The 24,474-nt window shown below is 66.1% G+C and carries 15 protein-coding genes; 6 read left to right on the top strand and 9 right to left on the bottom strand.

Annotated features, from left to right (window positions below):
* Nucleotides 1-57 precede the first annotated feature (57 nt).
* Nucleotides 58-4,026 (top strand): trifunctional transcriptional regulator/proline dehydrogenase/L-glutamate gamma-semialdehyde dehydrogenase, encoded by a 3,969-nt coding sequence (gene putA, locus QE393_RS18235; protein WP_310044950.1) that lies wholly within the window; start codon nt 58-60, stop codon nt 4,024-4,026.
* A gap of 173 nt (nt 4,027-4,199) precedes the next feature.
* On the opposite strand, the gene QE393_RS18230 is transcribed toward putA, so the two are convergent.
* Nucleotides 4,200-6,548 carry an FdhF/YdeP family oxidoreductase gene (locus QE393_RS18230; protein WP_273806835.1) on the bottom strand — a complete coding sequence of 783 codons (2,349 nt, stop codon included), beginning with the start codon at nt 6,546-6,548 and terminating at the stop codon, nt 4,200-4,202.
* 76 nt (nt 6,549-6,624) lie between these two features.
* Entirely contained in the window at nt 6,625-7,092 is a 468-nt protein-coding gene (locus QE393_RS18225) for a tRNA (cytidine(34)-2'-O)-methyltransferase (protein ID WP_007161318.1), read from the bottom strand.
* Nucleotides 7,093-7,164: 72 nt separating this feature from the next.
* Between QE393_RS18225 and QE393_RS18220 the strand changes: the two genes are divergently transcribed.
* Complete coding sequence (locus QE393_RS18220; protein ID WP_310044947.1) at nt 7,165-7,722, top strand: hypothetical protein; 558 nt, start codon at nt 7,165-7,167, stop codon at nt 7,720-7,722.
* A gap of 1,205 nt (nt 7,723-8,927) precedes the next feature.
* On the opposite strand, the gene ntrC is transcribed toward QE393_RS18220, so the two are convergent.
* The 5 genes from ntrC to glnA form a co-directional block, all read right to left on the bottom strand.
* Nucleotides 8,928-10,358: a nitrogen regulation protein NR(I) gene (gene ntrC, locus QE393_RS18215; RefSeq protein ID WP_007161316.1), complete on the bottom strand. Its 1,431-nt coding sequence runs from the start codon at nt 10,356-10,358 to the stop codon at nt 8,928-8,930.
* A gap of 12 nt (nt 10,359-10,370) precedes the next feature.
* The gene (gene glnL / locus QE393_RS18210; protein WP_208693123.1) at nt 10,371-11,435 is read right to left on the bottom strand and encodes a nitrogen regulation protein NR(II); all 1,065 of its coding nucleotides are present in this window, start codon (nt 11,433-11,435) and stop codon (nt 10,371-10,373) included.
* Nucleotides 11,436-11,606: 171 nt separating this feature from the next.
* Complete coding sequence (locus QE393_RS18205) at nt 11,607-12,245, bottom strand: DUF4124 domain-containing protein (RefSeq protein WP_310044944.1); 639 nt, start codon at nt 12,243-12,245, stop codon at nt 11,607-11,609.
* Entirely contained in the window at nt 12,245-12,763 is a 519-nt protein-coding gene (locus QE393_RS18200) for a DUF4124 domain-containing protein (protein ID WP_310044942.1), read from the bottom strand. Before QE393_RS18200 ends, QE393_RS18205 begins: the two co-directional genes overlap by 1 nt.
* Nucleotides 12,764-12,923: 160 nt before the next feature.
* Nucleotides 12,924-14,330 carry a glutamate--ammonia ligase gene (gene glnA, locus QE393_RS18195; RefSeq protein WP_017639449.1) on the bottom strand — a complete coding sequence of 469 codons (1,407 nt, stop codon included), beginning with the start codon at nt 14,328-14,330 and terminating at the stop codon, nt 12,924-12,926.
* 385 nt (nt 14,331-14,715) lie between these two features.
* Between glnA and thiI the strand changes: the two genes are divergently transcribed.
* The 4 genes from thiI (at nt 14,716) to QE393_RS18175 (ending at nt 21,053) form a co-directional block, all read left to right on the top strand.
* The gene (thiI, locus tag QE393_RS18190; protein WP_273806828.1) at nt 14,716-16,170 is read left to right on the top strand and encodes a tRNA uracil 4-sulfurtransferase ThiI; all 1,455 of its coding nucleotides are present in this window, start codon (nt 14,716-14,718) and stop codon (nt 16,168-16,170) included.
* Nucleotides 16,171-16,327: 157 nt separating this feature from the next.
* Nucleotides 16,328-18,145 (top strand): translational GTPase TypA, encoded by a 1,818-nt coding sequence (typA, locus tag QE393_RS18185; RefSeq protein WP_183631680.1) that lies wholly within the window; start codon nt 16,328-16,330, stop codon nt 18,143-18,145.
* A gap of 145 nt (nt 18,146-18,290) precedes the next feature.
* Nucleotides 18,291-18,680, top strand: coding sequence for a lysozyme inhibitor LprI family protein (locus tag QE393_RS18180; RefSeq protein ID WP_273806826.1), 390 nt, complete (start codon nt 18,291-18,293; stop codon nt 18,678-18,680).
* Nucleotides 18,681-19,115: 435 nt separating this feature from the next.
* Nucleotides 19,116-21,053 (top strand): autotransporter domain-containing SGNH/GDSL hydrolase family protein, encoded by a 1,938-nt coding sequence (locus QE393_RS18175; protein ID WP_273806825.1) that lies wholly within the window; start codon nt 19,116-19,118, stop codon nt 21,051-21,053.
* Nucleotides 21,054-21,105: 52 nt separating this feature from the next.
* Here QE393_RS18175 and QE393_RS18170 read toward each other — a convergent pair whose 3' ends face one another.
* Nucleotides 21,106-23,430 carry a bifunctional diguanylate cyclase/phosphodiesterase gene (locus QE393_RS18170; RefSeq protein WP_273806823.1) on the bottom strand — a complete coding sequence of 775 codons (2,325 nt, stop codon included), beginning with the start codon at nt 23,428-23,430 and terminating at the stop codon, nt 21,106-21,108.
* Nucleotides 23,417-24,466 (bottom strand): spermidine/putrescine ABC transporter substrate-binding protein, encoded by a 1,050-nt coding sequence (locus QE393_RS18165; RefSeq protein WP_310044939.1) that lies wholly within the window; start codon nt 24,464-24,466, stop codon nt 23,417-23,419. The genes QE393_RS18170 and QE393_RS18165 overlap by 14 nt, the downstream gene beginning before the upstream one ends.
* Nucleotides 24,467-24,474 lie beyond the last annotated feature (8 nt).

Below are 24,474 nucleotides of genomic sequence, written 5' to 3'. Positions count from 1 at the left end.
TTCGAGCGGCGCTAAGCTGCGCCGAATTTCGACGCCTTCTTGCTTGAGGACCTGCGCATGGCCACTACCACTACCCTGGGCGTAAAGCTCGACGAAGCCACTCGCGATCGTCTCAAGGAAGCGGCGCGCCGCATTGATCGGACGCCTCACTGGCTGATCAAGCAGGCCATCTATACCTACCTGGAAACCCTGGAAAGTGGCGCGACCCTGGCCGATCTGCAGGGCATCGCCCAGCGGCTGGCAGAAGGCGACAACGAAGCCGTCGAGGCCCTGGCCGATCCGGTCTACCAGCCCTTCCTGGAGTTCGCCGAAAGCATCCTGCCGCAGTCCGTCCTGCGCTCGGCCATCACCGCCGCCTATCGCCGGCCGGAAGAAGAGCTGTTGCCGCTGCTGCTGGAACAGGCGCGCCTGCCCGCGGCCCAGGCCAAGGCGACCCACGAGCTGGCCCATCGCATCGCCGAGAAGCTGCGCAACGCCAAGGGTGCAACCGGGCGCTCCGGAATGGTGCAGAGTCTGCTCCGCGAGTTCTCGCTGTCCTCCCAGGAAGGCGTGGCCTTGATGTGCCTGGCCGAAGCCCTGCTGCGCATTCCGGACAAGGGCACCCGTGATGCCCTGATCCGCGACAAGATCAGCACCGGCAACTGGCAGCCGCACCTGGGCAACAGCCCGTCACTGTTCGTCAATGCCGCCACCTGGGGCCTGCTGCTGACCGGTCGCCTGGTGTCGACCCACAACGAGGCTGGCCTCACCAGCTCGCTCAATCGCCTCATCGGCAAGAGCGGCGAACCGGTGATCCGCAAGGGCGTGGACATGGCCATGCGCCTGATGGGCGAGCAGTTCGTCACCGGCGAGACCATCGCCGAGGCCCTGGCCAACGCCAGCAAGTTCGAGGCGAAGGGCTTCCGCTACAGCTACGACATGCTGGGCGAGGCCGCCCTGACCGAGGCCGACGCGCGCCGCTACCTGGCCTCCTACGAGCAGGCCATCCACTCCATCGGCAAGGCCTCCCACGGTCGCGGCATCTACGAAGGCCCGGGCATCTCCATCAAGCTCTCGGCCCTGCATCCGCGCTACAGCCGCGCCCAGTACGACCGGGTGATGAGCGAACTCTATCCGCGCCTGCTGGAGCTGACCCTGCTGGCCAAGCGCTACGACATCGGCCTGAACATCGACGCCGAGGAAGCCGATCGCCTGGAGATTTCCCTGGATCTGCTGGAGCGCCTGTCCTTCGAGCCGCAACTGGCCGGCTGGAACGGTATCGGCTTCGTCATCCAGGCCTACCAGAAGCGCTGCCCGCTGGTGATCGACTACCTGATCGACCTGGCCAGGCGCAGCCGTCGCCGCCTGATGATCCGGCTGGTCAAGGGCGCCTACTGGGACAGCGAGATCAAGCGCGCCCAGGTGGAAGGCCTGGAGGGCTATCCGGTCTATACCCGCAAGGTCTACACCGACGTGGCCTACCTGGCCTGTGCCCGCAAGCTGCTGGCCGCGCCGGAAGCCATCTACCCGCAATTCGCCACCCACAACGCCCACACCCTGGCCGCCATCTACCAGCTTGGCGGGCAGAACTACTACCCCGGCCAGTACGAATTCCAGTGCCTGCACGGCATGGGCGAGCCGCTGTACGAGCAGGTGGTAGGCAGCGTCAAGGACGGCAAGCTGGCGCGGCCGTGCCGCATCTATGCCCCGGTGGGCACCCACGAGACGCTGCTGGCCTACCTGGTCCGCCGCCTCCTGGAGAACGGTGCCAACACCTCCTTCGTCAACCGCATCGCCGACCATTCCATCTCCCTCGACGAGCTGGTGGCCGATCCGGTGGTGCAGATCGAGCAGCAGTCCACCAGCGAAGGCGCCATCGGCCTGCCGCATCCGCGCATTCCCCACCCGAGCGCCCTGTACGACGCCGAGCGTTGCAATTCCAGCGGTCTGGACCTGTCCAGCGAACACCGCCTGGGCTCGCTGTCGGCCGCGCTGCTGGCCAGCGGCAACACTGCCTGGGAAGCCCGCCCGCTGCTGGGTCGCACCAGCGAGCCGTCGATTCCGCAACCGGTGCTCAATCCGGCCGATCGCCGCGATCGCGTCGGCCAGGTCAGCAACGCTACCCGCGCCGATGTCGACATCGCCCTGGAAGAGGCCCTGGCCGCCGCCCCCATCTGGCAATCCACCCCGCCCGAGCAGCGCGCCGCGGCCCTGGATCGCGCCGCCGAATTGATGGAGGCCCAGCTGCAGCCATTGATGGGCCTCTTGGTGCGCGAAGCCGGCAAGACCTACGCCAACGCCATCGCCGAGGTGCGCGAGGCGGTGGATTTCCTGCGCTACTACGCCGCCCTGGTGCGGCGTGACTTCGCCAACGACAGCCACCGCCCCCTGGGTCCGGTGGTCTGCATCAGCCCCTGGAACTTCCCCCTGGCCATCTTCAGCGGTCAGATCGCCGCGGCCCTGGCCGCCGGCAACACCGTGCTGGCCAAGCCGGCCGAGCAGACGCCGCTGATCGCCGCCCAGGCCGTGCGCCTGTTGCTGGAAGCCGGCATCCCCGAGGGCGTGCTGCAACTGCTGCCGGGCGAGGGCTCCACCATCGGCGCCGCCCTGGTCAACGATGTACGGGTCAAGGGCGTGATGTTCACCGGCTCCACCGAGGTGGCCCAGATCCTGGCGCGCAACATCGCCGGGCGCCTGGATGCCCAGGGCCGGCCGATCCCGCTGATCGCCGAGACCGGCGGCCAGAACGCCATGATCGTCGACTCCTCGGCGCTGGCCGAGCAGGTGGTGACCGACGTGGTCGCTTCCGCCTTCGACAGCGCCGGTCAGCGTTGCTCGGCCCTGCGCGTGCTCTGCGTGCAGGACGACGTGGCCGATCGCGTGCTGGAGATGCTCAAGGGCGCCATGGCGGAGTGCCGCCTGGGTAACCCGGAGAATCTGGCCATCGACATCGGCCCGGTGATCGACGGCGAGGCCAAGGCCACCATCGACAAGCATATCCAGACCCTGAGAGGCAAAGGCCGCCGGGTGCACCAGGGCGGTCGTGTTGAAGGCGATGCCATCCACCGCGGCACCTTCGTCATGCCCACCCTGATCGAGCTGGAGAGCCTGGCCGAACTGGGTCGCGAGGTCTTCGGGCCGGTGCTGCACGTGGTGCGCTATGGTCGCAAGGACCTGGACAAGGTCATCGACCAGATCAACGCCACCGGCTACGGCCTGACCTTTGGCGTGCACACCCGCATCGACGAGACCATCGCCAAGGTGATCGAGCGCGCCCATGCCGGCAACCTCTACGTCAATCGCAACATGGTCGGCGCGGTGGTCGGGGTGCAGCCCTTCGGCGGCGAAGGCCTCTCGGGCACCGGTCCCAAGGCGGGCGGTCCGCTCTACCTCTATCGCTTGCTCAGCACGCGTCCGGATGGCGATCCCGCCGTGGCCCTGGCCAAGGGCAGCACCGGCGAAACCGAATGGCAGGTGCGCGACGCCCTGCGTCAGCAGGCTGGCAATCCGCTGGGCGCCCTGCACGACTGGGCCAGGCAGCAGGGCTTGGGCGAGCTGGAACAGGCCTGCCTGAGGTTCGCCGAAGAGTCCCTGAGCGGTCTGACCCGTCTGCTGCCGGGCCCGACCGGGGAGCGCAACAGCTACAGCCTGCTGCCGCGCAGCCGGGTACTGTGCCTGGCGGCCGACGAAGGCGATCTGCTGCTGCAACTGGCGGCGGTCATGGCGGTGGGCAGCACGGCCCTGATCGAGGAAGCCCACAAGGCCACCCTGAATCGCCTGCCGCAGGCCGTGCGCTCGCGGGTGCAGGTTGCCGCTGACTGGCGCAAGGACGAAGTCGCCTTCGAAGCGGTCCTGCACCACGGCGATTCCGATCAGCTGCGCCAGGTCTGCCAGCAGGTGGCCAAGCGCAATGGCCCCATCGTCGGCGTCCAGGGCCTGGCCCGTGGCGAGACTGCCATTCCGCTGGAACGCCTGCTCATCGAGCGCGCCTTGAGCGTGAACACGGCAGCGGCCGGCGGCAATGCCAGTCTGATGACCATCGGTTGAGGGCTCGTCGGGCTGAGCTGGATGCAGCGAAGTCCGACATTCGCGCAGCCGTTGGGCTTCGACGATGGAGCTGTCTCAACCCAACCTACGGCAGTTCATTCGTAGGTTGGGTTGAGCGCAGCGAAGCCCAACAGGCAGGCCATGGCCTCGCTCAGGCGAGACTCCAGCAGGGCCTAATACTGCGCCCCATACCCCTCAGGCTCCACCGGAAAGCCGCCGTCGTTCGCCGCGATCAGCTTGTTCAGGCGTACCGGGATGGCCTTGGCCGCCGGTACCTTGCTGCCTTCGGCATGGTGCCAGAGCGGAATCAGGGCGTTGCATTCCGGGTAGTAGCCGCCACAGGCGCCTTCCGGGATGTTGTAGGGCGTGACCCGCAGCGGCCCCACTTCGCGGCGCACGCCATCGTCGGCCACCGTCGACACCTGCACCTTGTCGCCTTCGGCCAGGCCCAGGCGTTCGATGTCGTTGCGATTCATGAAGAGCACCGCCCGGGTACCCTTCACGCCGCGGAAACGATCGTGATAGCCGTAGATGGTGGTGTTGAACTGGTCGTTGCTGCGCAGCGTCATGAGGGTCAGGACGTCACGCCCGCTCGCGGGCATGTCCGGATCCTCTTCCAGGCTGCGTGGCACGATGAGGTTGGCCTTGCCGGTTTCGGTCTTCCATTCGCGCTTGGCTGCCGGCAGCGGGCGATGGAAGCCACCTACCTCCCACATCCGCGCATTGAAGTCGTGGAAGATCTCCGGAAAGGAGAGGGCGATCTCGTCGCGGATCAGGGCGTAGTCTGCCACCCAGGCATCCCAGGCGACCCTGGGGTTGTCGGGCAGGGTAGCCTTGGCCAGCCCGGCGACGATGGCTGGCTCGGACAGCAACTCACCCTCGGGCGGCTCGGCCGCGCCGCGCCAGCCGTGGATGCAGCCGGTGCTGTCCTCGGTGCTATGGGCCTGCTCCACCTCGTTCTGGCGATCGATCTCGGTACGCCCCAGGCAGGGCAGCAGATAGGCTTTGTCCGCCGGCACCAGATGATTGCGATTGAGCTTGGTAGCAATCTGCACCGACAGGCGCAGGGTGCGCCAGGCGGGCTCCATCAGGCTGGTCTCGGGAATGGCGCGCAGGAAGTTACCGCCCAGGCCGATGAAGGCCTTTACCGAGCCGTCGAGGATGCCTTCGCAGGCCTCTACGGTATTGCGGCCCTTGTCTTGCGGCGGGGCGAAGCCGAAACGCTCGCCCAGCTGCTTCAACGGCGCCAGTTCCGGTTTTTCGGTGATACCCACGGTGCGCTGACCCTGGACATTGGAATGCCCCCGGACCGGACAGATACCGGCGCCAGGCTTGCCGAGGTTGCCGCGCAGCAGCAGCAGGTTGGCCAGCATCTGGATGGTTTCCACCCCGTAGCGATGCTGGGTCAGCCCCATGCCATAGATACCGATGACCTTCTGGCAGCGGGCATAGACGGCGGCGGCCGCCTCCAGCGCGCTGCGGGTGAGACCCGACTGGCGCTCCAGCTGGGGCCACTCCTGGCGTTGCAGCCATTCGCAGAAGTCGGCGAAGCCATGGCAGTGCTCGGCGATGAAGGCATGGTCGAGCACCGCGGGCTGGCCCTGTTCACGGGCCTGGTCATCGGCGGTCAGCAGCGCCTTGCACATGCCGGTAAGGGCCGCGAGGTCGCCGCCCGGCTTGAGCTGATGGTACTGGGTGCTGATCTGGGTGGGATGGTCGGTCAGCATCTCCACCGGCGATTGCGGATTGACGAAGGTCTCCAGGCCACGTTCGCGCAGGGGGTTGAAGGTGATGATGGGCGCGCCGCGTTTGCGTGCTTCCTGCAGGTCATGCAGCATCCGCGGGCTGTTGCTGCCCGGATTCTGGCCAAAGAACAGCAGGCAGTCGGTCTGATCGAAGTCGTCGAGGGTCACGGTGCCCACGGTCACGCCGATGCTCTTGGGCAGGGCCACCGAGGTGCTCTCGTGACACATGTTGGAACTGTCCGGCAGGTTGTTGGTGCCATACAGGCGGGCATAGAGCTGATAGAGGTAGGAGGTCTCCAGCGCGGCACGACCCGAGGCGTAGAAGATCACCGAATCCGGATCCAGTGCCTTGAGCTCGGCACTGATGTCGGCGAAGGCCTCGGCCCAGCTCACCGGCCGATAGCGATCGCTGGCGGCGTCGTAGCGCAGGGGGTGGGTCAGGCGTCCGACCTCTTCCAGGTCGTAGTCGCGCCAGCCGCGCAGTTCGGTGAGGGAATGGCCGGCAAAGAACTCCGGTCCGCACCTCTTGCTGGTGACCTCCCAGGCGGTGGCCTTGGCGCCGTTCTCGCAGAATTCCAGCGGGTGAGGCTTGCCGGGCTTGGCCCAGGCGCAACTCACGCAGGCGAAGCCACCGTGCTTGTTCTGCCTGGCCAGCAGGGCGCCGGACTTGAGCGGCACCCGTTCACGCAGGACGATTTCGGTCACCGAGCGCGCCGAGCCCCAGCCACCGGAGGGCGCATCGTAGCGTTCAACCTTGGGTTTGCCGATCTTGCTCATGGTGCGCCTCGTGTGACGGTCTGGCGATGTGCCTGTAGGTCATGGGACGGCGCGTCTGGGAGTAAGGTTCTGGCGGTCAGCCCGGCGGTGCGGCGAAGCCCAGTTGGCGCCAGCCTTCGTAGACCGCCACGGCCACGGTGTTGGACAGATTGAGACTGCGGCGATTGGGCAGCATGGGCAGGCGCAGCCGCTGTTCGGGCGGCAGGGACTCCAGCACCTCGGCCGGCAGGCCGCGACTTTCCGGGCCGAACAGCAGGGCGTCGCCCGGCGCATAGGCAATCTCGGTGAAGGGATGGCTGGCCTTGGTGGTGAAGGCCAGCAGTCGGGGTGGCTGCAAATCTGCTATACAGGCCGCGAGGCTGGCATGGGTCCGCACGCTGGACCACTCGTGGTAGTCCAAGCCGGCGCGGCGCAATTTCTTGTCGTCCAGCGCAAAGCCCAGCGGCTCGATCAGATGCAGGCGGCAGCCGGTGATGGCGCACAGGCGAATGACGTTGCCGGTATTGGGCGGAATTTCCGGTTGGTAGAGGATGATGTCGAACATGAAGGGCAGGGCGCCTGGCAAAGCGCCTATGGTACTGCGCCGCCGGCGCGCCGTCGCGAGCGGGGGCGGGCGATGAACCTCTGGCGCCGGCTGGTCGACTGGCTGCTGCGCGAACAGCGCGCCCGCCGGGACGAACTGGCGCGGGTGGAGGATCCCGACCTGCTCAAGGCCGAATGGCGCAGCCAGCGCCAGCGCCTGACCCTCTGGCTGGCCTCGGCGGCCCTGGGCGCCGGCCTGTTCGGCATGATCATCGGCCAGCTGGTGTACCAGCGTACCCATCCCGATCCCTGGTCGTCCGAGGCCCGCCGCCCGGTCATCCTGGGGGTGGACAGTCGCCAGGAAGCCGGCCGCTTCGAGTTGCTGATCACCGCCGATCGCTCGCTGTTCTACGAACGCTATCGCCCCGACGGCGCCCTCAGCCTGCGCCTGCCCCGTGCCCGCTGGGACGGCGGCGAACGCCAGGGGCGGGTGGCGCGGCCGGGCGGCAGCTTTTCCTGGACGGTGCGCCAGGACGGACAGGACCTGAAGGTTTTGCTGGTAGGCGTCGGCGGCGCCCTGCAGGCCAGTGATCGTATCGTCGAGGAAGGCGAGGACTGGGTGCTCCACGTCGAGGTCCCGCTGACCCCCTGAAATGCCCCGTTATCAGGCAAAGGACTGGTGGTTTGCACCAGAGCGGAACGGGATGTGGCGCCGGGTTGCCCAGATGCTTCGCCTTCCGCCGAAGGTCGTGCCGTCTCGGATTTTGCACTGGAAGCCCTCTGGAATGAGGCTTGTGGCTTTTCGTAGACGAAAAAAAGAGGCCATCACACTGGGTGATGGCCTCGGGAAGAAAAGAGGGGATTCCCCAGCCTGCCTGTACCGAGGTCCCCAAAAGGGTAGTTACCTAGGGTATTGCAGGAGGTGTGCCAGGTTTGCGTTTGTGGGGGTGGAGATTTTGTAGGTTGGGTTGAGCGCTAGCGAAGCCCAACAATGCGGAGCTGACAGTAGTGCCTTGGTTTATCGTTGCCCTAGCTGTTTAGCGTGGTCTGCTTGTAGCTCTTGTTTCGCCCACCCGGGCGAGTCACTTTTGCCAATCGCGGCTGCGCGTCCCGGACTACGCGGCCCGGACAAAAGTAACCAAAACCGCTTGCCCCGATCATCCGGCCCTTCGCTGCGCTCACCCTTCGGGCCAGCCTGCGGCTGTTACTCCGCCTCGCTACGTTTCGCTCACCCCAGCGCCGTTCCGGGGTCGGCCTACACGGGCCGTCCATGGCCCGTTAGGCCTCTCGCCGCATCCCTGCGGCTCGACCCACTCCACGACCCTGGCGTTCGCCCTCCTGAACGGGGCGATTCGCTAGCCTGAAAGTGTTGGTTGAAGAGCCCGTAGCGTGGACAACGGCGAAGCCTTGTCCACGGATGACGTCCGAGCTCAACTATGAAAAACGCTGCGCGGTTTTCCACGCTACGAATCTGGCTCTCCATGTAAACACCGCAGCCTCAGGCTGGCGCCCCGTCCCCGTCAGTGAGGCCGAGTTCCGGTGTCGTGGCGTGGGTTGCGAGGCAGGACGCCGAGCAAGGCGCGAGGGGCAGGAAGCCCCTTCGTGCCGTGCCCCTGGAGCGACGCCGAAAGGTGGGGACAGCGGTTTTGGTTACTTTTGTTCGGGACGCGTAGTCCGGGGCGCGCAGCCGCGACTGGTAAAAGTGACTCGCCCGGGTGGGCGAAACAAAAGGTACTCACAAAACTCGGGAAAACAGCCAAGGCGCCAATAAGACTTCGCGCCTAGCACAGACTTTCGCATTGTTGGGCTTCGGCGATGGAGCCGCCTCAGCCCAACCTACGGCACGGTCGATAACCTTCAGTCCTCCCCCTCCTCATCCGGCCCGTCCACCTTCATGCCCAGCTCCTTGATCTTGCGAGTCAGGGTGTTGCGGCCCCAGCCCAGCAGGACGGCGGCATCACGGCGGCGGCCGGCGGTGTGCTTGAGGGCGGTCTCGATCATGATGCGTTCGAAGGCCGGCACGGCGTTGTCCAGCAGGCTGGACTGGCCGCGGGTAAGGGCCTGGTCGGCCCACTGGCGCAGCGCCTGTTCCCAGTTGGCGGCGGGGGCGGCGTCCTGGGGCTGGTTGAGCAGCTCCGGTGGCAGATCGTCGATCAGCACCTCGCGGCTGGAGGCCATCACCGTGATCCAGCGGCAGGTGTTCTCCAGCTGGCGCACGTTGCCCTGCCAGGGCAGCCCTTTCATGTACTCCTCGGTCTCGCCGCGTAGGGTCTTGGGTTCCACGGCCAGTTCCTGGGCGGCGCGGGCGAGGAAGTGGCGGGCGAGGGCGGGGATGTCCTCGCGGCGATCGGCCAGGCGCGGGATATGGATGCGGATGACATTGAGGCGATGGAACAGGTCTTCGCGGAACTTGCCCTCGCGCACCAGGCCTTCGAGGTTCTGGTGGGTGGCGGCGATGATACGTACGTCCACCTTGACCGGGGTGTGGCCGCCGACGCGATAGAACTCGCCATCGGCCAGTACGCGCAGCAGGCGGGTCTGGGTGTCGGCCGGCATGTCGCCGATCTCGTCGAGGAACAGGGTGCCGCCGTCGGCCTGTTCGAAGCGGCCCCGGCGCTGAGCGGCGGCGCCGGTGAAGGCGCCTTTCTCGTGGCCGAACAGCTCGGACTCCATCAGATCCTTGGGGATGGCGGCCATGTTCAGGGCGATGAAGGGCGCCGCGGCGCGCGGACTGTGGCGGTGCAGGGCGTGGGCGACCAGCTCCTTGCCGGTACCGGATTCGCCATTGATCAGCACCGTGATGTTGGAGTGCGAGAGCCGGCCGATGGCGCGGAACACCTCCTGCATCGCCGGCGCCTCGCCGATGATCTCGGGGGTGCGGGTCAGGTGCGCCGGCTCGGCGAAGCCCTGCTGCTCCTGGGCGTGCTGTCCGGCGCGCTTGACCAGGGCCACGGCCTCGTCGACGTCGAAGGGCTTGGGCAGGTATTCGAAGGCGCCGCCCTGGTAGGAGGCCACGGCACTGTCCAGGTCGGAATGGGCGGTCATGATGATGACCGGCAGGCGCGGGTGCATCTCGCGGATGCGCGACAGCAGGTCCAGGCCACTGGTCCCCGGCATGCGGATGTCCGAGATCACCACGTCCGGCTGCTGGCGGCCAAGGCGGGTCATGACGCTGTCGGCGCTGTCGAAGGCGACGGTGGTCATGCCCTCCTGTTGCAGGGCTTTTTCCAGGACCCAGCGGATGGAACGGTCGTCGTCGACGATCCAGACGGTCTCCTGACGGCTCATGCGTACTCCTCGTTATTCCAGCGGCAGGAAGATGCTGAAGGCGGTGTGGCCAGGATGGCTTTCACACTCGATCAGCCCCTGGTGCTGGGTGATGATGTTCTGGGTGATGGCGAGCCCGAGGCCGGTGCCGTCGGGTCGACCGCTGACCATGGGATAGAAGATGGTTTCCTGCAGGTCCTGGGGGATGCCCGGACCGTTGTCGGTGATCTCCACCTTGCACACCAGGCGATGGCGGTGGTGGCCGATGGTGAACTGGCGCAGGGTGCGCGTTCTCAGAGTCACCCGGCCCAGGCGCAGTTCGTTCTGCTGGGAGATGGCCTGCATGGCGTTGCGCACGATATTGAGCACCGCCTGGATCATCTGCTCCCGGTCGATCATCAGGTCGGGAATGCTCGGATCGTAGTCGCGCACCAGGTTGATCAGACCCTGGCTTTCCGCTTCCACCAGGCTGCAGACCCGTTCGAGCACCTCGTGAACGTTAGTGATGGCGAGCTTCGGCAGCTTGTTGGAGCCGAGCATGCGATCGACCAGATTCCGCAGCCGGTCGGCTTCCTCGATGATGACGTTGGTGTAGTCCTTGAGCGCCTCTTCCGGCAGCTCGCGCGCCAGCAGCTGGGCCGCGCCGCGGATGCCGCCGAGGGGATTCTTGATCTCGTGGGCCAGGCCGCGCACCAGCAGCTTGGTGGTCTCCTGCTTGGAGATCTGCGCCTCTTCCTTGGTGATGCGCAGCAGGCGGTCGCGCGGATGGACTTCCAGCAGCAGCAGGGTGTTGTGGCGATCCAGGATCGGGGTCACCGCATAGTCCACCGTGAGGCTGTTGCCCGATGTGGAGATCAGCAGCGCCTCGCGCTTGGTGAAGGGGTGGGCATGGTCCACCGCCTGACGCAGCGCCTGCAGGGCCTCGGGCGATTCGGTGAACAGCTCGCTGATGAACTGGCCATGGCTGCGCTGGCCACTGATGGCCAGCAGCATCTCGGCCGCCGGGTTCATGTACTCCAGGCGCAACTCCGCATCGAGCAGGATGACCGCGGTGGTGAGGTTGTCGAGCAGGAGTCGATGGATGACGTCGGTAGGCATGAGGGGCCACAGCGCTATAGGGACGATAGGAAAATGCAAGAAGCAAACCAAGACGCCCCGAGTTAGGGCAGATGGCTGTAGCGTGCACTAACAGCCGCCGTACGGCGGGCAGAGCAAAACTGGATTTGTATCAAGATGGTGCACAATGAAAAAGCGCACCAAATTGGTGCGCTAGAGGAAGGGTAGCCAGGATTTCCTGGGTTCGGGCGGTTTCAGGTCCAGCGGGCACTCCGGGCGCTTGCCCCAATCCTTGTCGCTGCAGGGATGGGCCAGGCGCTTCTGCTCCAGAGAGGGGCGGCGCAGGTGGAAGGGCTGCGCCGGCGTCCGCTCCAGCACGTTGCCATCCGCGGCGAGGATCTCCCCCACCAGGCTGTGGCTGCCGCGATCCAGGTTGCCCAGGGGAAACACCGGACTGCGCCCGGCACCGGCTTCCTTGTCGTCAAGCAGCAGCCGGTAGCTGTGACCCGGCTGCAACGCCGGCTCGCTGACCAGGCTGACGATGAGTTGCCCTTCCTGATCGATCACCGTGGCATCCGGCTCGGGCACCAGGATGCGCAGCATCTGGTAGCGGAAGGGCGCTGCCTTGGGGGTCCTGGCCACCGGGGCGGCGGGGGTCGGACTCAGCTTGCGGGTCGGCTGGCCCTGCTGGTTGAGGTTGTTGGGCACCGTGATCGGCACCTGGGTCGCCTTGACGCCCTTGGGTGGCTGGTCGGTGTAGACCCGATTGCCTTCCTTGTCGACATAGCTGTAGACCGCCGCTTGGACGGGCGGCAGCAGGCAGAGCAGCAGCAGGATCAGCAGCGGACGCATCAGCGGGCCGGGCTGTTGACGCTGATGCGCTGCACGGTCACGGTCTTCTCGGCACTGGTCTGGATCACCTCGCCGTTGCCGGACAGCACCTGGGCCGCGAAGCGGTGCTCGCCGCGCTCCAGATTGGCCACGCCGAAGCGGGTGCTCTGGCCGGGGCTGCCGTAGGGCGCGCCGTCCACCAGCAATTGCAGCGACTGCCCCGGGCCCAGGGCCGGTTCCACGGCTACCCCCACCGAGAAGGTGCCGTTGTTGGCACGGATGGCCTCATCGTCGGGCACCTTGACCTCCAGGCGGCTGAAGGCCGGACCGGCGGGGGACGCCGCTGCAGGAGCACTGGGGGTGGGCGGCGCCGGTCGTGGATTGTCCACGGTATTGGTGGGCGCCACCTGCACCGGCTTGGCATTGGCCGAGGGCTGATCGCTGAATACCGTGTTGCCTTCGGCATCCACCGACTTGTAGATCGCGGCCTGGGCGGAGCAGGCAAGGCAGAGCAGACAGCAGGCAAGCAGGCGAGGCATGGCGGAATCTCGGCCGGGCGATGGGGATCAAGGGTAGCAGGCGCGTCGTGTGGGCAGGTAGGCAGCTCGGCCGCTCCGCGCTGGCGTCGGTCGCGGCGATTTTCCCAGGGCAAAAGAAAAGGCCTCCCGAAGGAGGCCTCTTTCAATTACCGCAGCGGGATCAGACGCTGTAGTACAGATCGTATTCCAGCGGGTGCACGAAGGTACGCACCTTGATCTCTTCCTCGGACTTCAGCTCGATGTAGGCATCGATGAACTCGTCGGTGAAGACGCCGCCCTTGGTCAGGAACGCGCGACCGGCGTCCAGGGCTTCCAGGGCTTCCTTCAGGCTGCCGCAGACCTGCGGGATCTTCTTGCCTTCTTCCGGCGGCAGATCGTACAGGTTCTTGTCGGCGGCATCGCCGGGGTGGATCTTGTTCTGGATACCGTCCAGGCCGGCCATCAGCAGGGCGGCGAAGCACAGGTAGGGGTTGGCAGCCGGATCCGGGAAGCGGGCTTCGATGCGGCGGGCTTTCGGGCTCGACACATAGGGGATGCGGATGGAGGCGGAGCGGTTACGGGCCGAGTAGGCCAGCATGACCGGGGCTTCGAAGCCGGGCACCAGACGCTTGTAGCTGTTGGTGGACGGGTTGGTGAAGCCGTTCAGCGCCTTGCCGTGCTTGATGATGCCGCCGATGAAGTACAGGGCGGTATCGGACAGGCCGGCATAGCCTTCGCCAGCGAAGGTGTTCTTGCCATCCTTGGAGATGGACATGTGCACGTGCATGCCGGAGCCGTTGTCGCCGTACAGGGGCTTGGGCATGAAGGTGGCGGTCTTGCCGTAGGCATCGGCCACGTTGTGCACGACGTACTTCAGGGTCTGGGTCTCGTCGGCCTTCTTGACCAGGGTGTTGAACTGCACACCGATCTCGTTCTGGCCAGCGGTCGCCACTTCGTGGTGGTGGACTTCCACGACCAGGCCCATCTCTTCCAGGGCGTTGCACATGGCGGTACGGATTTCGTGATCGTGATCGACCGGCGGAACCGGGAAGTAGCCGCCCTTGACGCCCGGACGGTGGCCCTTGTTGCCGGACTCGAAGTCGGCATCGGTGTTCCAGGAGGCCTGCTCGGAGAAGATCTTGAACATGGAGCCGGAGATGTCCGACTTGAACTTCACTTCGTCGAAGATGAAGAACTCGGGCTCCGGGCCGACGAACACGGTGTCGCCGATGCCGGTGGACTTCAGGTATTCCTCGGCAGCGCGGGCGATACCACGGGGGTCACGCTCGTAGGGCTGCATGGTGGAGGGTTCGATGATGTCGCAGACCAGGATCAGGGTCGGCTCTTCGGTGAACGGGTCCAGAACGGCGGTGCTGTCGTCGGGCAGCAGGATCATGTCGGAGGCTTCGATGCCTTTCCAGCCGGCGATGGAGGAGCCGTCGAACATCTTGCCGTGGGCGAAGAAATCTTCGTCCAGCGCGTCACGCGCCGGCATGGTGACGTGTTGCTGCTTGCCTTTGGTATCGGTGAAGCGCAGGTCTACCCACTTCACGTCGTTTTCTTTGATCAGTTGAACAGCCTTCGACATGGTTTCCTCCAGAGGAATTTCGGCCGGGAGCGGTTGGCGGTACTCCCGGTATCAGCTGTGCCCTTGAGGGGCGCTTCCGTACTGCCTGGTCAGCGACCGGCGTTCCACGAAAAGCGCCCTATGCTGGCCCAGGGGCGGCTGCCTCACAAGAGAGCAAGTTGTATGCCAGTGCCCTCAAATGGGCTGGAAGCCCTTCCTGACGCCAGTCGTGCCGTTTTCAGGCCAATCGGCGACGTATCTACGCACCAAGTTGGTGCTTATAAATTCTTCTCTGCACCTAAATGGCGCCGTAGATGATTTTGTCGGCTGAATTCGAGTGCGTGATGGTTTTCAGGTATGATATTCGCCCTTTTCTTTCGCGTTACCCGCCCCCCGTTTCCCGCTCATGAAGCTCATCATCAAGGTCTTTCCGGAAATCACCATCAAGAGTCGCCCGGTGCGCAAGAATTTCATTCGCCAGCTGGTGAAGAACATTCGTGTCGTGCTGCGCGATCTGGATCCGGATGTCCGCGTGGAAGGGGTCTGGGACAACATCACCCTGGAGACCGCGCTCGCCGAGCCGCGGCTGCTGGCGGAGCTGAAGCAGCGCCTGGCCTGCACCCCGGGCATCGGCCAGTTCCTCGAGGTCCACGAGTATCCGCTGGGCGACTTCGACTCGATTCTCGAGTTGTGCGTACGCCACTTCGGCGAGCGGGTGCGCGGCAAGGTGTTCTCGGTGCGCTGCAAGCGTGCCGGTCGCCATGGTTTTTCCTCGATGGACGTCGAGCGCCATGTCGGTGGTGGCCTGCGCGAACGCTGCGGCGGCGCCGGCATCGCCCTGAAGAATCCCGAGGTGAACGTTCGCCTGGAGATCCGTGACCAGCGGCTGTTCATCATCGACGAGCACCACGAAGGGCTGGGCGGCTATCCGCTGGGCGCCCTGGAGCAGGTGCTGGTGCTGATGTCCGGTGGTTTCGATTCCACCGTGGCCGCCTACCAGATGATGAGGCGCGGGATGGTCAGCCATTTCTGCTTCTTCAATCTCGGCGGGCGCGCCCACGAACTGGGCGTGATGGAAGTGGCCCACTATCTCTGGGAGAAGTACGGCCGCTCCCAGCGCGTGCTGTTCATCAGCGTGCCCTTCGAGGAAGTGGTGGGGCAGATCCTCACCCAGTGCGACGACAGCCACATGGGCGTGATCCTCAAGCGCATGATGCTGCGCGCGGCCAGTCGTATCGCCGAACAGCTGCAGATCGAGGCGCTGGTGACCGGCGAAGCCGTCTCCCAGGTCTCCAGCCAGACCCTGACCAACCTGGCGGTGATCGACAAGGCCACCGATACCCTGGTGCTGCGCCCGCTGCTGGCCAGCCACAAGCAGGACATCATCGACACCGCCCAGCGCATCGGCACCGCCGACTTCGCCAAGCACATGCCCGAGTACTGCGGCATCATCTCGGTGAATCCCACCACCAAGGCCAAGGCCCTGCGGGTGGAGCACGAGGAAGGCAAGTTCGACCTGGCGGTGCTCGACGCCGCCCTGGAACGCGCGCGCTTCATCACCGTCGACAAGGTGATCGAGGAGCTGGGCAAGGACGTGCAGGTGGAAGAGGTTGACCAACCGCTGCCCGGGCAGGTCGTGGTGGACATTCGCCATCCCGACGCCCAGGAAGACCAGCCGCTGGAGCTGCCCGGCATCGAGGTGCAGGCCATGCCGTTCTTCGCGCTCAACAGCCGTTTCAAGGAACTGGACGAGAATCGCCAGTACCTTCTCTATTGCGACCGCGGGGTGATGAGCCGGCTGCACGCCCATCACCTGCTCACCGAAGGGCACGCCAATGTGCGCGTTTATCGTCCGGCCTAAGCAGCCGGGCCTGCTGGGTGGCAGTATCCGCCACCGCCCTCCCGACCTCTTCTAGCCCGCCGGCCACGTGCCGGTCGGCCGCGTTTCGCGCCTTTGCAATCTCCGGCTGTCAGCCTGCTGGCTGAAGCTCCTTCATTTCTATACCGAGAACACCACTGTGATCGAGAATCTACGCAACATCGCCATCATCGCGCACGTCGACCATGGCAAGACCACCCTCGTCGACAAGCTGCTGCGCCTGTCCGGCACCCTGGACCGCAAAGAAGCGGAAAACGAGCGGGTGATGGACAGCAACGACCAGGAAAAGGAACGTGGCATCACCATCCTGGCCAAGAACACCGCCCTGAAGTGGGGCGACTACAACATCAACATCGTCGACACCCCCGGCCACGCCGACTTCGGTGGCGAGGTGGAGCGCGTGATGTCCATGGTCGACTCCGTGCTGCTGGTGGTCGACGCCCAGGACGGCCCCATGCCGCAGACCCGCTTCGTGACCCAGAAGGCCTTCAAGGCCGGCCTGCGTCCGATCGTGGTGGTCAACAAGATCGACCGTCCCGGCGCGCGTCCGGACTGGGTCATCGACCAGATCTTCGACCTGTTCGACAACCTCGGCGCCACCGATGAGCAGCTGGACTTCCCGATCGTCTACGCCAGCGCCCTGAACGGCATCGCCGGTCTGGACCACGAGAAGATGGACGACAACATGGATGCCCTGTTCCAGGCCATCGTCGACCACGTGCCGGCCCCGCAGGTCGATCTGGATGGCCCCTTCCAGATGCAGATCTCCCAGCTGGACTACAACAGCTTCCTCGGCGTGATCGGCATCGGCCGCATCGCCCGTGGCCGCATAAAGGCCAACACCCCGGTCGTCGCCATCAGCGACGACGGCAGCAAGCGCAACGGTCGCATCCTCAAGATCATGGGCCACTCCGGCCTGCAGCGCGTGGAAGTGGCCGAAGCCGAAGCCGGCGACATCGTCTGCGTCTCGGGCATGGACGAGCTGTTCATCTCCGACACCCTGTGCGATCCGCAGAACGTCGAAGCCCGTCCGCCGCTGACCGTCGACCAGCCCACCGTGAGCATGACCTTCCAGGTCAACGACTCGCCGTTCGCCGGTCGTGAAGGCAAGTTCGTCACCAGCCGCAACATCAAGGACCGGCTGGAGAAGGAACTGCTGCACAACGTGGCCCTGCGCGTCGAGCCGGGCGAGTCGGCCGAGAAGTTCAAGGTCTCCGGTCGTGGCGAGCTGCACCTGTCGGTACTGATCGAGAACATGCGCCGCGAAGGCTTCGAGATGGCCGTGGGCCGTCCGGAAGTGGTGATCATCGAGAAGGACGGCGTGAAGCAGGAGCCCTACGAGAACGTCTCCATCGACATCGAAGAGCAGCACCAGGGCTCGGTGATGGAGCAGATGGGTCTGCGCAAGGGCGATCTGACCAACATGATCCCCGACGGCAAGGGCCGTATCCGCCTGGAATACACCATCCCGGCGCGTGGCCTGATCGGCTTCCGTAACAACTTCCTGACCCTGACCTCGGGCAGCGGCATCCTGACCTCGACCTTCAGCCACTACGGCCCGATCAAGGCCGGCGAAGTGACCAACCGTCAGAACGGCGTGCTGGTCTCCATGGCCACCGGTACTGCGCTGACCTACTCGCTGGAAACCCTGCAGAGCCGCGGCAAGCTGTTCCTGGCGCCGGGCGACGAGATCTACGAAGGTCAGCTGTGCGGCATCAACAGCCGTGACAACGACCTGGTGCTCAACCCCACCAAGGGCAAGAAGCTGGACAACATGCGCGCCTCGGGCAAGGACGAAGTCATCGCCCTGGTGCCGCCGATCAAGTTCACCCTCGAGCAGGCGCTGGAATTCATCGCCGACGACGAGCTGGTGGAAGTGACGCCGAAGTCCATCCGTCTGCGCAAGAAGTACCTGAACGAGAACGACCGCAAGCGCTTCGAGCGTTCCAAGGTCTGATCCCGCCCGGGTATTACAGGAAAGCGCCTTCGGGCGCTTTTTTGTTGGCTGTTTTTCTGCGAGCGCGACGCGCGGAGCCGGTGGTTCTGCTAGGTTTGGTCTCATGGCCGCGCCACTCCGGACGGCCTCCTTGCAGGATGCTGCCATGCTCAAGAACACCCTCGTCGCCACCCTCACCCTGGCCGGTATTTTCGGGCTCGCCACGGCCCAGGCCGCCGGTTGCGGCACGCCACGCAATGCCTTCGACACCGTCTACTGCGCCAGCAACCTGTTCGCCCAGAGCGACAAGTCGCTGAACCAGACCTATGGCGAATTGCGCAAGCAGCTGCAGGCCGATCAGCAGGCCGTGCTCAAGCAGAGCCAGCTGGCCTGGATCAAGCAGCGCGACAGCCAGTGTGCCCGAGAGGAGGCCGATGGCTACTTCGTCAACCTGGACTGCGCCGTCAGCCTGACCGACAGCCGCCTGGAGGTGCTCAAGGAGCGCCTGCGCGAGTGCGCCAGCACCGGCTGCGAGGCGGGCAAGCTGGGGCAGTGAGGTAGCTGGCGGGGTAGAGATCTCGCCGTTCCCCCACCCCAGCCCTCTCCCAGAGGGAGAGGGGGCTATTCGAGCGGGCGCTCAGCATCATTGCCCCGGAGAAAACCGTAGCGTGGAAAACGGCGCAGCCTTTTCCACTGGGGGTTCGCCGCCAGAGAGCCCTCCCCCCCAACCCTTTCCCCGTGGGAGAGGGGCTATCCAAGCGGGCGCTCAACGTCAGCACCCCATGAGCGCTGCCACTGGTTGATCAGCAGACTCGACAGTCATGGCGGGCCGCCCTGGTCGAACTATCGACAGCCGTCTGGCATGCCGTCCAGACGGCATGAACGTCTTGCAAGTTTTTGTTCACTCCCAGATACAACGTCACAAAAACCGTCTAGCGTGGGGCTACACGCCCTGACGCGTGCTCCGATAACAACAATCAAGGATGCAGGCATGACATCTTTCCTCCGGCAACGCCTGCCGCTGGCCATCGCCCTGGCGACGACGCTCGCGGCAACCGCCCAGGCGGCTCCCAATCCCTACAGTGGCTTCACCGTGTTCGGCGACAGCCTGCTCGATGCCGGGCAGTTTCCCGACACCGGGGTCAACGGTGCCAGCCTCAGATTCACCAACCGCGTCGGGCCGGGCTACAGCCCGGCCAGCGGCGCGGTGACCGGACCGGTGTCCTCGATCCTGCTCGGCCAGCAACTGGGCTTCGATGTCCGCACCCTGGACGCCTCCACCTCGCTGATCAACCAGCGGATCGGCCTGAGCGACGGCGACAACTGGGCCACGGGCGGCTACACCACGGCGCAGATCCGCGATTCCATCACCGCTCGCAATGGCTCGGTGGTGGCGGTAGGGGGCCTGACCCTGCGCAGCCGGGACGGCTACCTGCCCGGACTCGCCAGCCAGGGACTCAGCCTGGATCCCAACACCCTGTTCTATATCAGCGGCGGGGGTAACGACTTCCTCCAGGGACTGGTCACCTCGCCGGCCACCGCGGCGGCCGCGGCCAATCGCCTGGGTGACGGCGTTGCCGCCCTGCAGCAGGCCGGCGCCCGCTACATGGTGGTCTGGCTGCTGCCCGACATCGGCCAGACCCCGGCCCTGGCCGGTTCGCCGCAACAGGCGGCCAGCTCGGCCCTGAGCCGGGTCTACAACCAGGCGCTGGTGGCGCGCCTGGCCGGCATCGACGCCGAGATCATCGGCCTCAACGTGCCCCAGCTGCTCGCCGAGGTGGTGGCCGAACCGGGGCGCTATGGCCTGGCCAGCGGGCAGAATCTGACCGGCACCTGCTTTAGCGGCGACAGCTGCACCCGCAACACCACCTATGGCCTGGGCGCGGCGGCGGCCGATCCCAGCCAGCTGCTGTTCAACGACCGCGTCCACCCGACCATCACCGGGCAGCGACTGATCGCCGACTACGCCTATTCGCTGCTGGCGGCGCCCTGGGAGGTCACCCTGCTGCCGGAGATGGCCCAGTCCACCCTCAGGGCGCACCAGGACGGCCTGCACCAGCGCTGGCTGGGCGACTGGCATGCCTGGCAGCCGGTGGGACGCTGGCAGGGCTATGTGGATACCAGCGCGCGGCGCCTGGACGTCGACGACCAGCGCAGCACCGCCGGTGGCGATGGCAACGGCTACAGCCTGGACCTGGGCGGCAGCTACCGAATCAGCGAGGAGTGGCGCCTCGGCGTGGCCGCCGGCGTCGCGCGCCAGCACCTGGAGCCCGGCGCGGCCGATTCCGACTATCGCCTCAACAGCTATCTGCTGAGTGCCTTCGCCCAGTACCAGGGCGAACGCCTCTGGGGCGATCTCACCGCCACCGGTGGCCGGCTGGACTATGACGACCTGAGCCGTCGCTTCGCGCTTGGCCCGACCACCCGCAGCGAGCAGGGCGATACCGACGGCGATCTGCGCGCCCTCTCGGCGCGCCTGGGCTATGACCTGGCAGCGGCCGGCAGCCCCTGGCACCTGAGTCCCTATCTCAGCGCCGACTATGCCCGTGTCCAGGTGGACGGCTACCGGGAGCGCGGCAATGACGCCACGGCGCTGGAATTCGACGACCAGTCGAGCACCTCGCGGCGGCTGGGGCTGGGCCTGCAGGGCCGCTGGCAACTCGCACCGGCCACGGCGCTGTTCGCCGATCTGGGCCGTGAGCGGGAGTTCGCCGATGGCACTCGCGATGTGACCATGCGCCTGAACAGCGTGCCAGGTCTGGACTACACCCTGGACGGCTATCAGCCCGACAGCGACCGCACCCGGCTGAGTCTGGGCGTGGTCCAGCGGCTGACGCCGGAGCTGACCCTGCGCGGCGGCTACAGCTATGCCGGTGCGGGCGATACCCATCAGCAGGGCGTGGGCCTGGGCCTGTCGCTGGATTTCTAAGCGCAGCCCCACCCGGTAGCGTTCGCTGACCTTGCGTCAGCGAGCGTCATCCCTAGCGCCGGCTGGGATCACCCAGCCGTTGGCGTTGCCAGTCGCGCAACTCGTCCAGGCGCCGCGGCGGGCAGACCAGAAAGCCCTGCAGGAGATCGCACCCGGCCTGGTGCAGGCAGAGCTGCTTGAGTTCGGTGTCCACGCCCTCGGCGATGACCTGGGCGTCGCGGGCATGGCAGAAGGCGATGAGCGCATCCAGGCTGGCCTGGTTGCCAGGCTGGCTGAGGCGCTCGACGATGAGCCGGTCGAACTTGATGGTGTCGGCGGGATAGTCGGTGACCTGCTGGATGGAGGTGTAGCCGACGCCGAAGTCGTCGATGGCCACGCGAAAGCCCTCGGCGCGCAATTCGTGCAGCAGCCCCAGCGTCCGCTCGTTCAGCTCGGCGGCGAAGGTCTCGGTGAATTCCAGCTCCAGGTGGCCCGGATCGACGCCGTGGTGGCGCACCCGCTCGCGCAGGTAGGGGACGATGTCGGCCTGGTCCAGTTGCGCGGATGACAGGTTGACGGACAGCACCAGCTCGCTGCCCAGCACCTCCTGGAGCGCCGGGTATTCGCGGCAGGCCTGGTCCACGACCCAGCGATCGATCCAGCGGAAGTGCCCCTGACGTTCGGCGATGGGGATGAATTCCGCCGGTGAAACCGGGCCGAGACGCGGCGAATTCCAGCGCAGCAGGGTTTCGGCGGAGCGCACCTGGTCGTTGCTGTCGACCGCCGGCATGTAGACGAGGTGGAATTCCTCGTCCGGGTTCATCCGCCGCAGGTGCTCGTCCAGCAGATCCTGGCGACGCTGGCGCGCGGCCAGTTCCGGGGTGAAATGCACCAGGCGATTGCCGCCTTCGTTCTTGGCCCGCTCCAGGGCCAGGTCGGCCTGGGCCAGCAGATCGGCCAGATCCAGCGGCGCCTCGGGGGCCGCCAGGCCGATGCTCAGGGTCACGGCATAGCGCCGTTCGCCGACCAGGGTGCCGTTGTCATAGTTCTGCTGCAACTGCTGGCCCAGGGCGAGGGCGTCGGTCGCCGCCGCCGGGCCACGTAGCAGGATGGCGAATTCATCGCCCGCCAGGCGGGTGAACACCAGCTCGTTGTCTGCCTGATAGGCCGCGAGCTGTTGCTGGGTCTGCCGGGCCACGGCCTGCAGCAATTCATCGCCCACCTCGTGGCTGAATCTGTCGTTCACCGACTTGAAATGGTCCAGGCCGAAATAGAGCAGGGCGATACGACGACCGTCCGGCTTGCCTGCCAGCCAGGATTCACCCATGAGCTGGAAATAGCGGCGATTGCCGATCTGGGTGAGGACGTCGGTGCGCAAGGCCGTGCGCAGCTGCGCCAGGATTGCCAGGTTGTTGTCGTGCAGGCGCTTCATGTTGGCGCCCAGGTGGCCGATCTCGCCGGGTTCGTCACCGGTTTCGAGCGCCTGGCGCTGGCCTTCCAGGACTTCCGTGAGCTGGCTGTCCAGGCGGGCGATGGGCCGGGTGATGTAGCGGCGGATCAACACGATCAGCACCAGGATGCAGGCCAGGGTCACCAGCAGGCCGCCGCTGAAATAGGCGATCGCCAGGCGGCGCAATTCCTTGTCCAGGCGCGCCGGGTCCGGAGTCAGGCGTACATAGAGATCAGGCGACAGCCGTTCGATGGCACTGAAATCGCCGGTACGGGCGGGTGGCGTTCTGCTGAACTCCAGGGGCGCGCCATAGCTTTGCTCCAGGCCATGGCGCAGGGCTTCCATCCGGTCCGGGCTGACCGCCAGCTGCAGCGTCATCGCCAGGCCACGCTGCCCCGGCAGGGGTGGTCCGGCGGTGCTCGGCAGCAACGAGGTGGTCGCCACCAGCAGTGAGCGCCCCTGTTCGTCGAGCAGATAGTCGCGCCGCTCCAGTGGTCCGTTCGGCTCCTTGGCCAGGCGTTCGAGCAGCTGGCGCTGGACGCCGCTCAGCTGGGCGAAGGGATCGCCACTGCGCTCGTAGTAGTAGGCCAGGCTGAGATCGGGGCGGGCGATCGCCAGCGAGATGCGACTGGGTGCATCGTCGCCAGCCAGCTGGCGCACCGCCAGTTGCAGCTGGGTACCCAGGGCTTCGTTGCGATAGGGCACCTCGGTCTGTCGCAGGAAGTTGCCCAGGGCGGCGCTGTTGGACAGGGCATAGAGCAGGTTGCGGCTGAAGTGATCGTACTCGCGATAGGTGGTTTCCAGCGCCGCCAGGTCGTGGCTGAGCCGCGAACGTTCGAGGCCGATCACCGCTTCGCGCTGCACCGTGTAGCCCAGTCCCACCAGGGTCAGGCTGCAGAGCAGGGCGACCGGCAGGATCAGCAGCAGGGCGCGCCTATTGAGCGTCATGGCGACCTACCAGAGCGCTGCCGATGCGTTGCCGGGTCTGGAAGGTGTCGGGTGGACCTTCACGAAAGACCTGGCTGCGGGCGAGCACGTCGTCGGGGGGGAACAGGCTGGGATCCTGGCGCAGGTCTGCCGGCAGCAGGCGCAGGGCGCCGGCGTTGGGGGTCGCCAGGTGCAGTTCCTCGGTCGCCAGCACGGCGTTGCGCGGCTCGTTGAGGAAGTCGATGAAGCGCCAGGCGGCCGCCTGGTGCCGGGAGCTGCTGAGCAGGGCCACGCAGTCCACCCACAGCAGGCTGCCTTCGCGAGGCGTGACGAAGCGCCAGGGCTGCCCGGGCGTGGCGGCATTGAGCAGGTGCTGGTCGCCGCTGTAGCCCAGGGCCAGCTCGATGCGATCGCTGTAGGCCGGATTGCGCAGGGCGCTGACCACGTACTGATAGGTCAGCACCGCCGGTGCCTGGGCCTTGAGCAGGGCGAAGCTGCGTCTGAGCAGCTCGGGATCGTCGCTGTTGATGGCGGCGCCGAGGGTGATCAGGGGCGGCACCAGCAGATCGTCGTGGTCTTCGAGCATGGCGATATGGCCGTGCAGAGCCGGCTCCGGCTGCAGCAGCGGCTGCCAGGACGAGGGCGCCTGGACCAGGCGGTCGCTGCGATAGAGCAGACCCAGGGTGCCCCAGACGTAGGGTACGGCATAGTCGCCGCAACTCTGGCGCCAGCGCGGATCCAGCTCGCGCAGATGCGGCAGGCGCTGGGGATCGATGCGTGTCAGCAGGCCGTCCTGGCCGAGGCGGGTGGCGCTGACCTCATTGATCACCACCAGGTCGAGATCGACATCGCCGCGCGCCAGGGTCGCGTCGCGCACGTCGCTGCTGTCGAAATGGATTTCCTGCACAGGGGAATGGGCCTTGGCCCAGCGCTGCAGCAGGGTGTCACTGAAGTAGCCTTCCCAGGTATAGAGTCGCAAGGACTCGGCAGCCGCCACAGGTGACGCGGACAGCCCGGTGAGCACCAGGCTGCAGACAAGGGAGAGGCAGTAGCGCATGCGGACGA

The sequence above is a fragment of the Pseudomonas sp. SORGH_AS_0211 genome (assembly GCF_031453455.1).
GTDB classification, from domain to species: Bacteria; Pseudomonadota; Gammaproteobacteria; order Pseudomonadales; family Pseudomonadaceae; genus Chryseomonas; species Chryseomonas aestiva.
This window is presented reverse-complemented; position numbering and strand designations above follow the sequence as displayed.

Excerpts from the sequence above, each read along its gene's own strand:
- putA (WP_310044950.1), top strand. The coding sequence starts at position 58 with ATGGCCACTACCACTACCCTGGGCGTAAAGCTCGACGAAGCCACTCGC.
- QE393_RS18230 (WP_273806835.1), bottom strand. The coding sequence starts at position 6,548 with ATGAGCAAGATCGGCAAACCCAAGGTTGAACGCTACGATGCGCCCTCC.
- QE393_RS18225 (WP_007161318.1), bottom strand. The coding sequence starts at position 7,092 with ATGTTCGACATCATCCTCTACCAACCGGAAATTCCGCCCAATACCGGC.
- QE393_RS18220 (WP_310044947.1), top strand. The coding sequence starts at position 7,165 with ATGAACCTCTGGCGCCGGCTGGTCGACTGGCTGCTGCGCGAACAGCGC.
- ntrC (WP_007161316.1), bottom strand. The coding sequence starts at position 10,358 with ATGAGCCGTCAGGAGACCGTCTGGATCGTCGACGACGACCGTTCCATC.
- glnL (WP_208693123.1), bottom strand. The coding sequence starts at position 11,435 with ATGCCTACCGACGTCATCCATCGACTCCTGCTCGACAACCTCACCACC.
- QE393_RS18205 (WP_310044944.1), bottom strand. The coding sequence starts at position 12,245 with ATGCGTCCGCTGCTGATCCTGCTGCTGCTCTGCCTGCTGCCGCCCGTC.
- QE393_RS18200 (WP_310044942.1), bottom strand. The coding sequence starts at position 12,763 with ATGCCTCGCCTGCTTGCCTGCTGTCTGCTCTGCCTTGCCTGCTCCGCC.
- glnA (WP_017639449.1), bottom strand. The coding sequence starts at position 14,330 with ATGTCGAAGGCTGTTCAACTGATCAAAGAAAACGACGTGAAGTGGGTA.
- thiI (WP_273806828.1), top strand. The coding sequence starts at position 14,716 with ATGAAGCTCATCATCAAGGTCTTTCCGGAAATCACCATCAAGAGTCGC.
- QE393_RS18180 (WP_273806826.1), top strand. The coding sequence starts at position 18,291 with ATGCTCAAGAACACCCTCGTCGCCACCCTCACCCTGGCCGGTATTTTC.
- QE393_RS18175 (WP_273806825.1), top strand. The coding sequence starts at position 19,116 with ATGACATCTTTCCTCCGGCAACGCCTGCCGCTGGCCATCGCCCTGGCG.
- QE393_RS18170 (WP_273806823.1), bottom strand. The coding sequence starts at position 23,430 with ATGACGCTCAATAGGCGCGCCCTGCTGCTGATCCTGCCGGTCGCCCTG.
- QE393_RS18165 (WP_310044939.1), bottom strand. The coding sequence starts at position 24,466 with ATGCGCTACTGCCTCTCCCTTGTCTGCAGCCTGGTGCTCACCGGGCTG.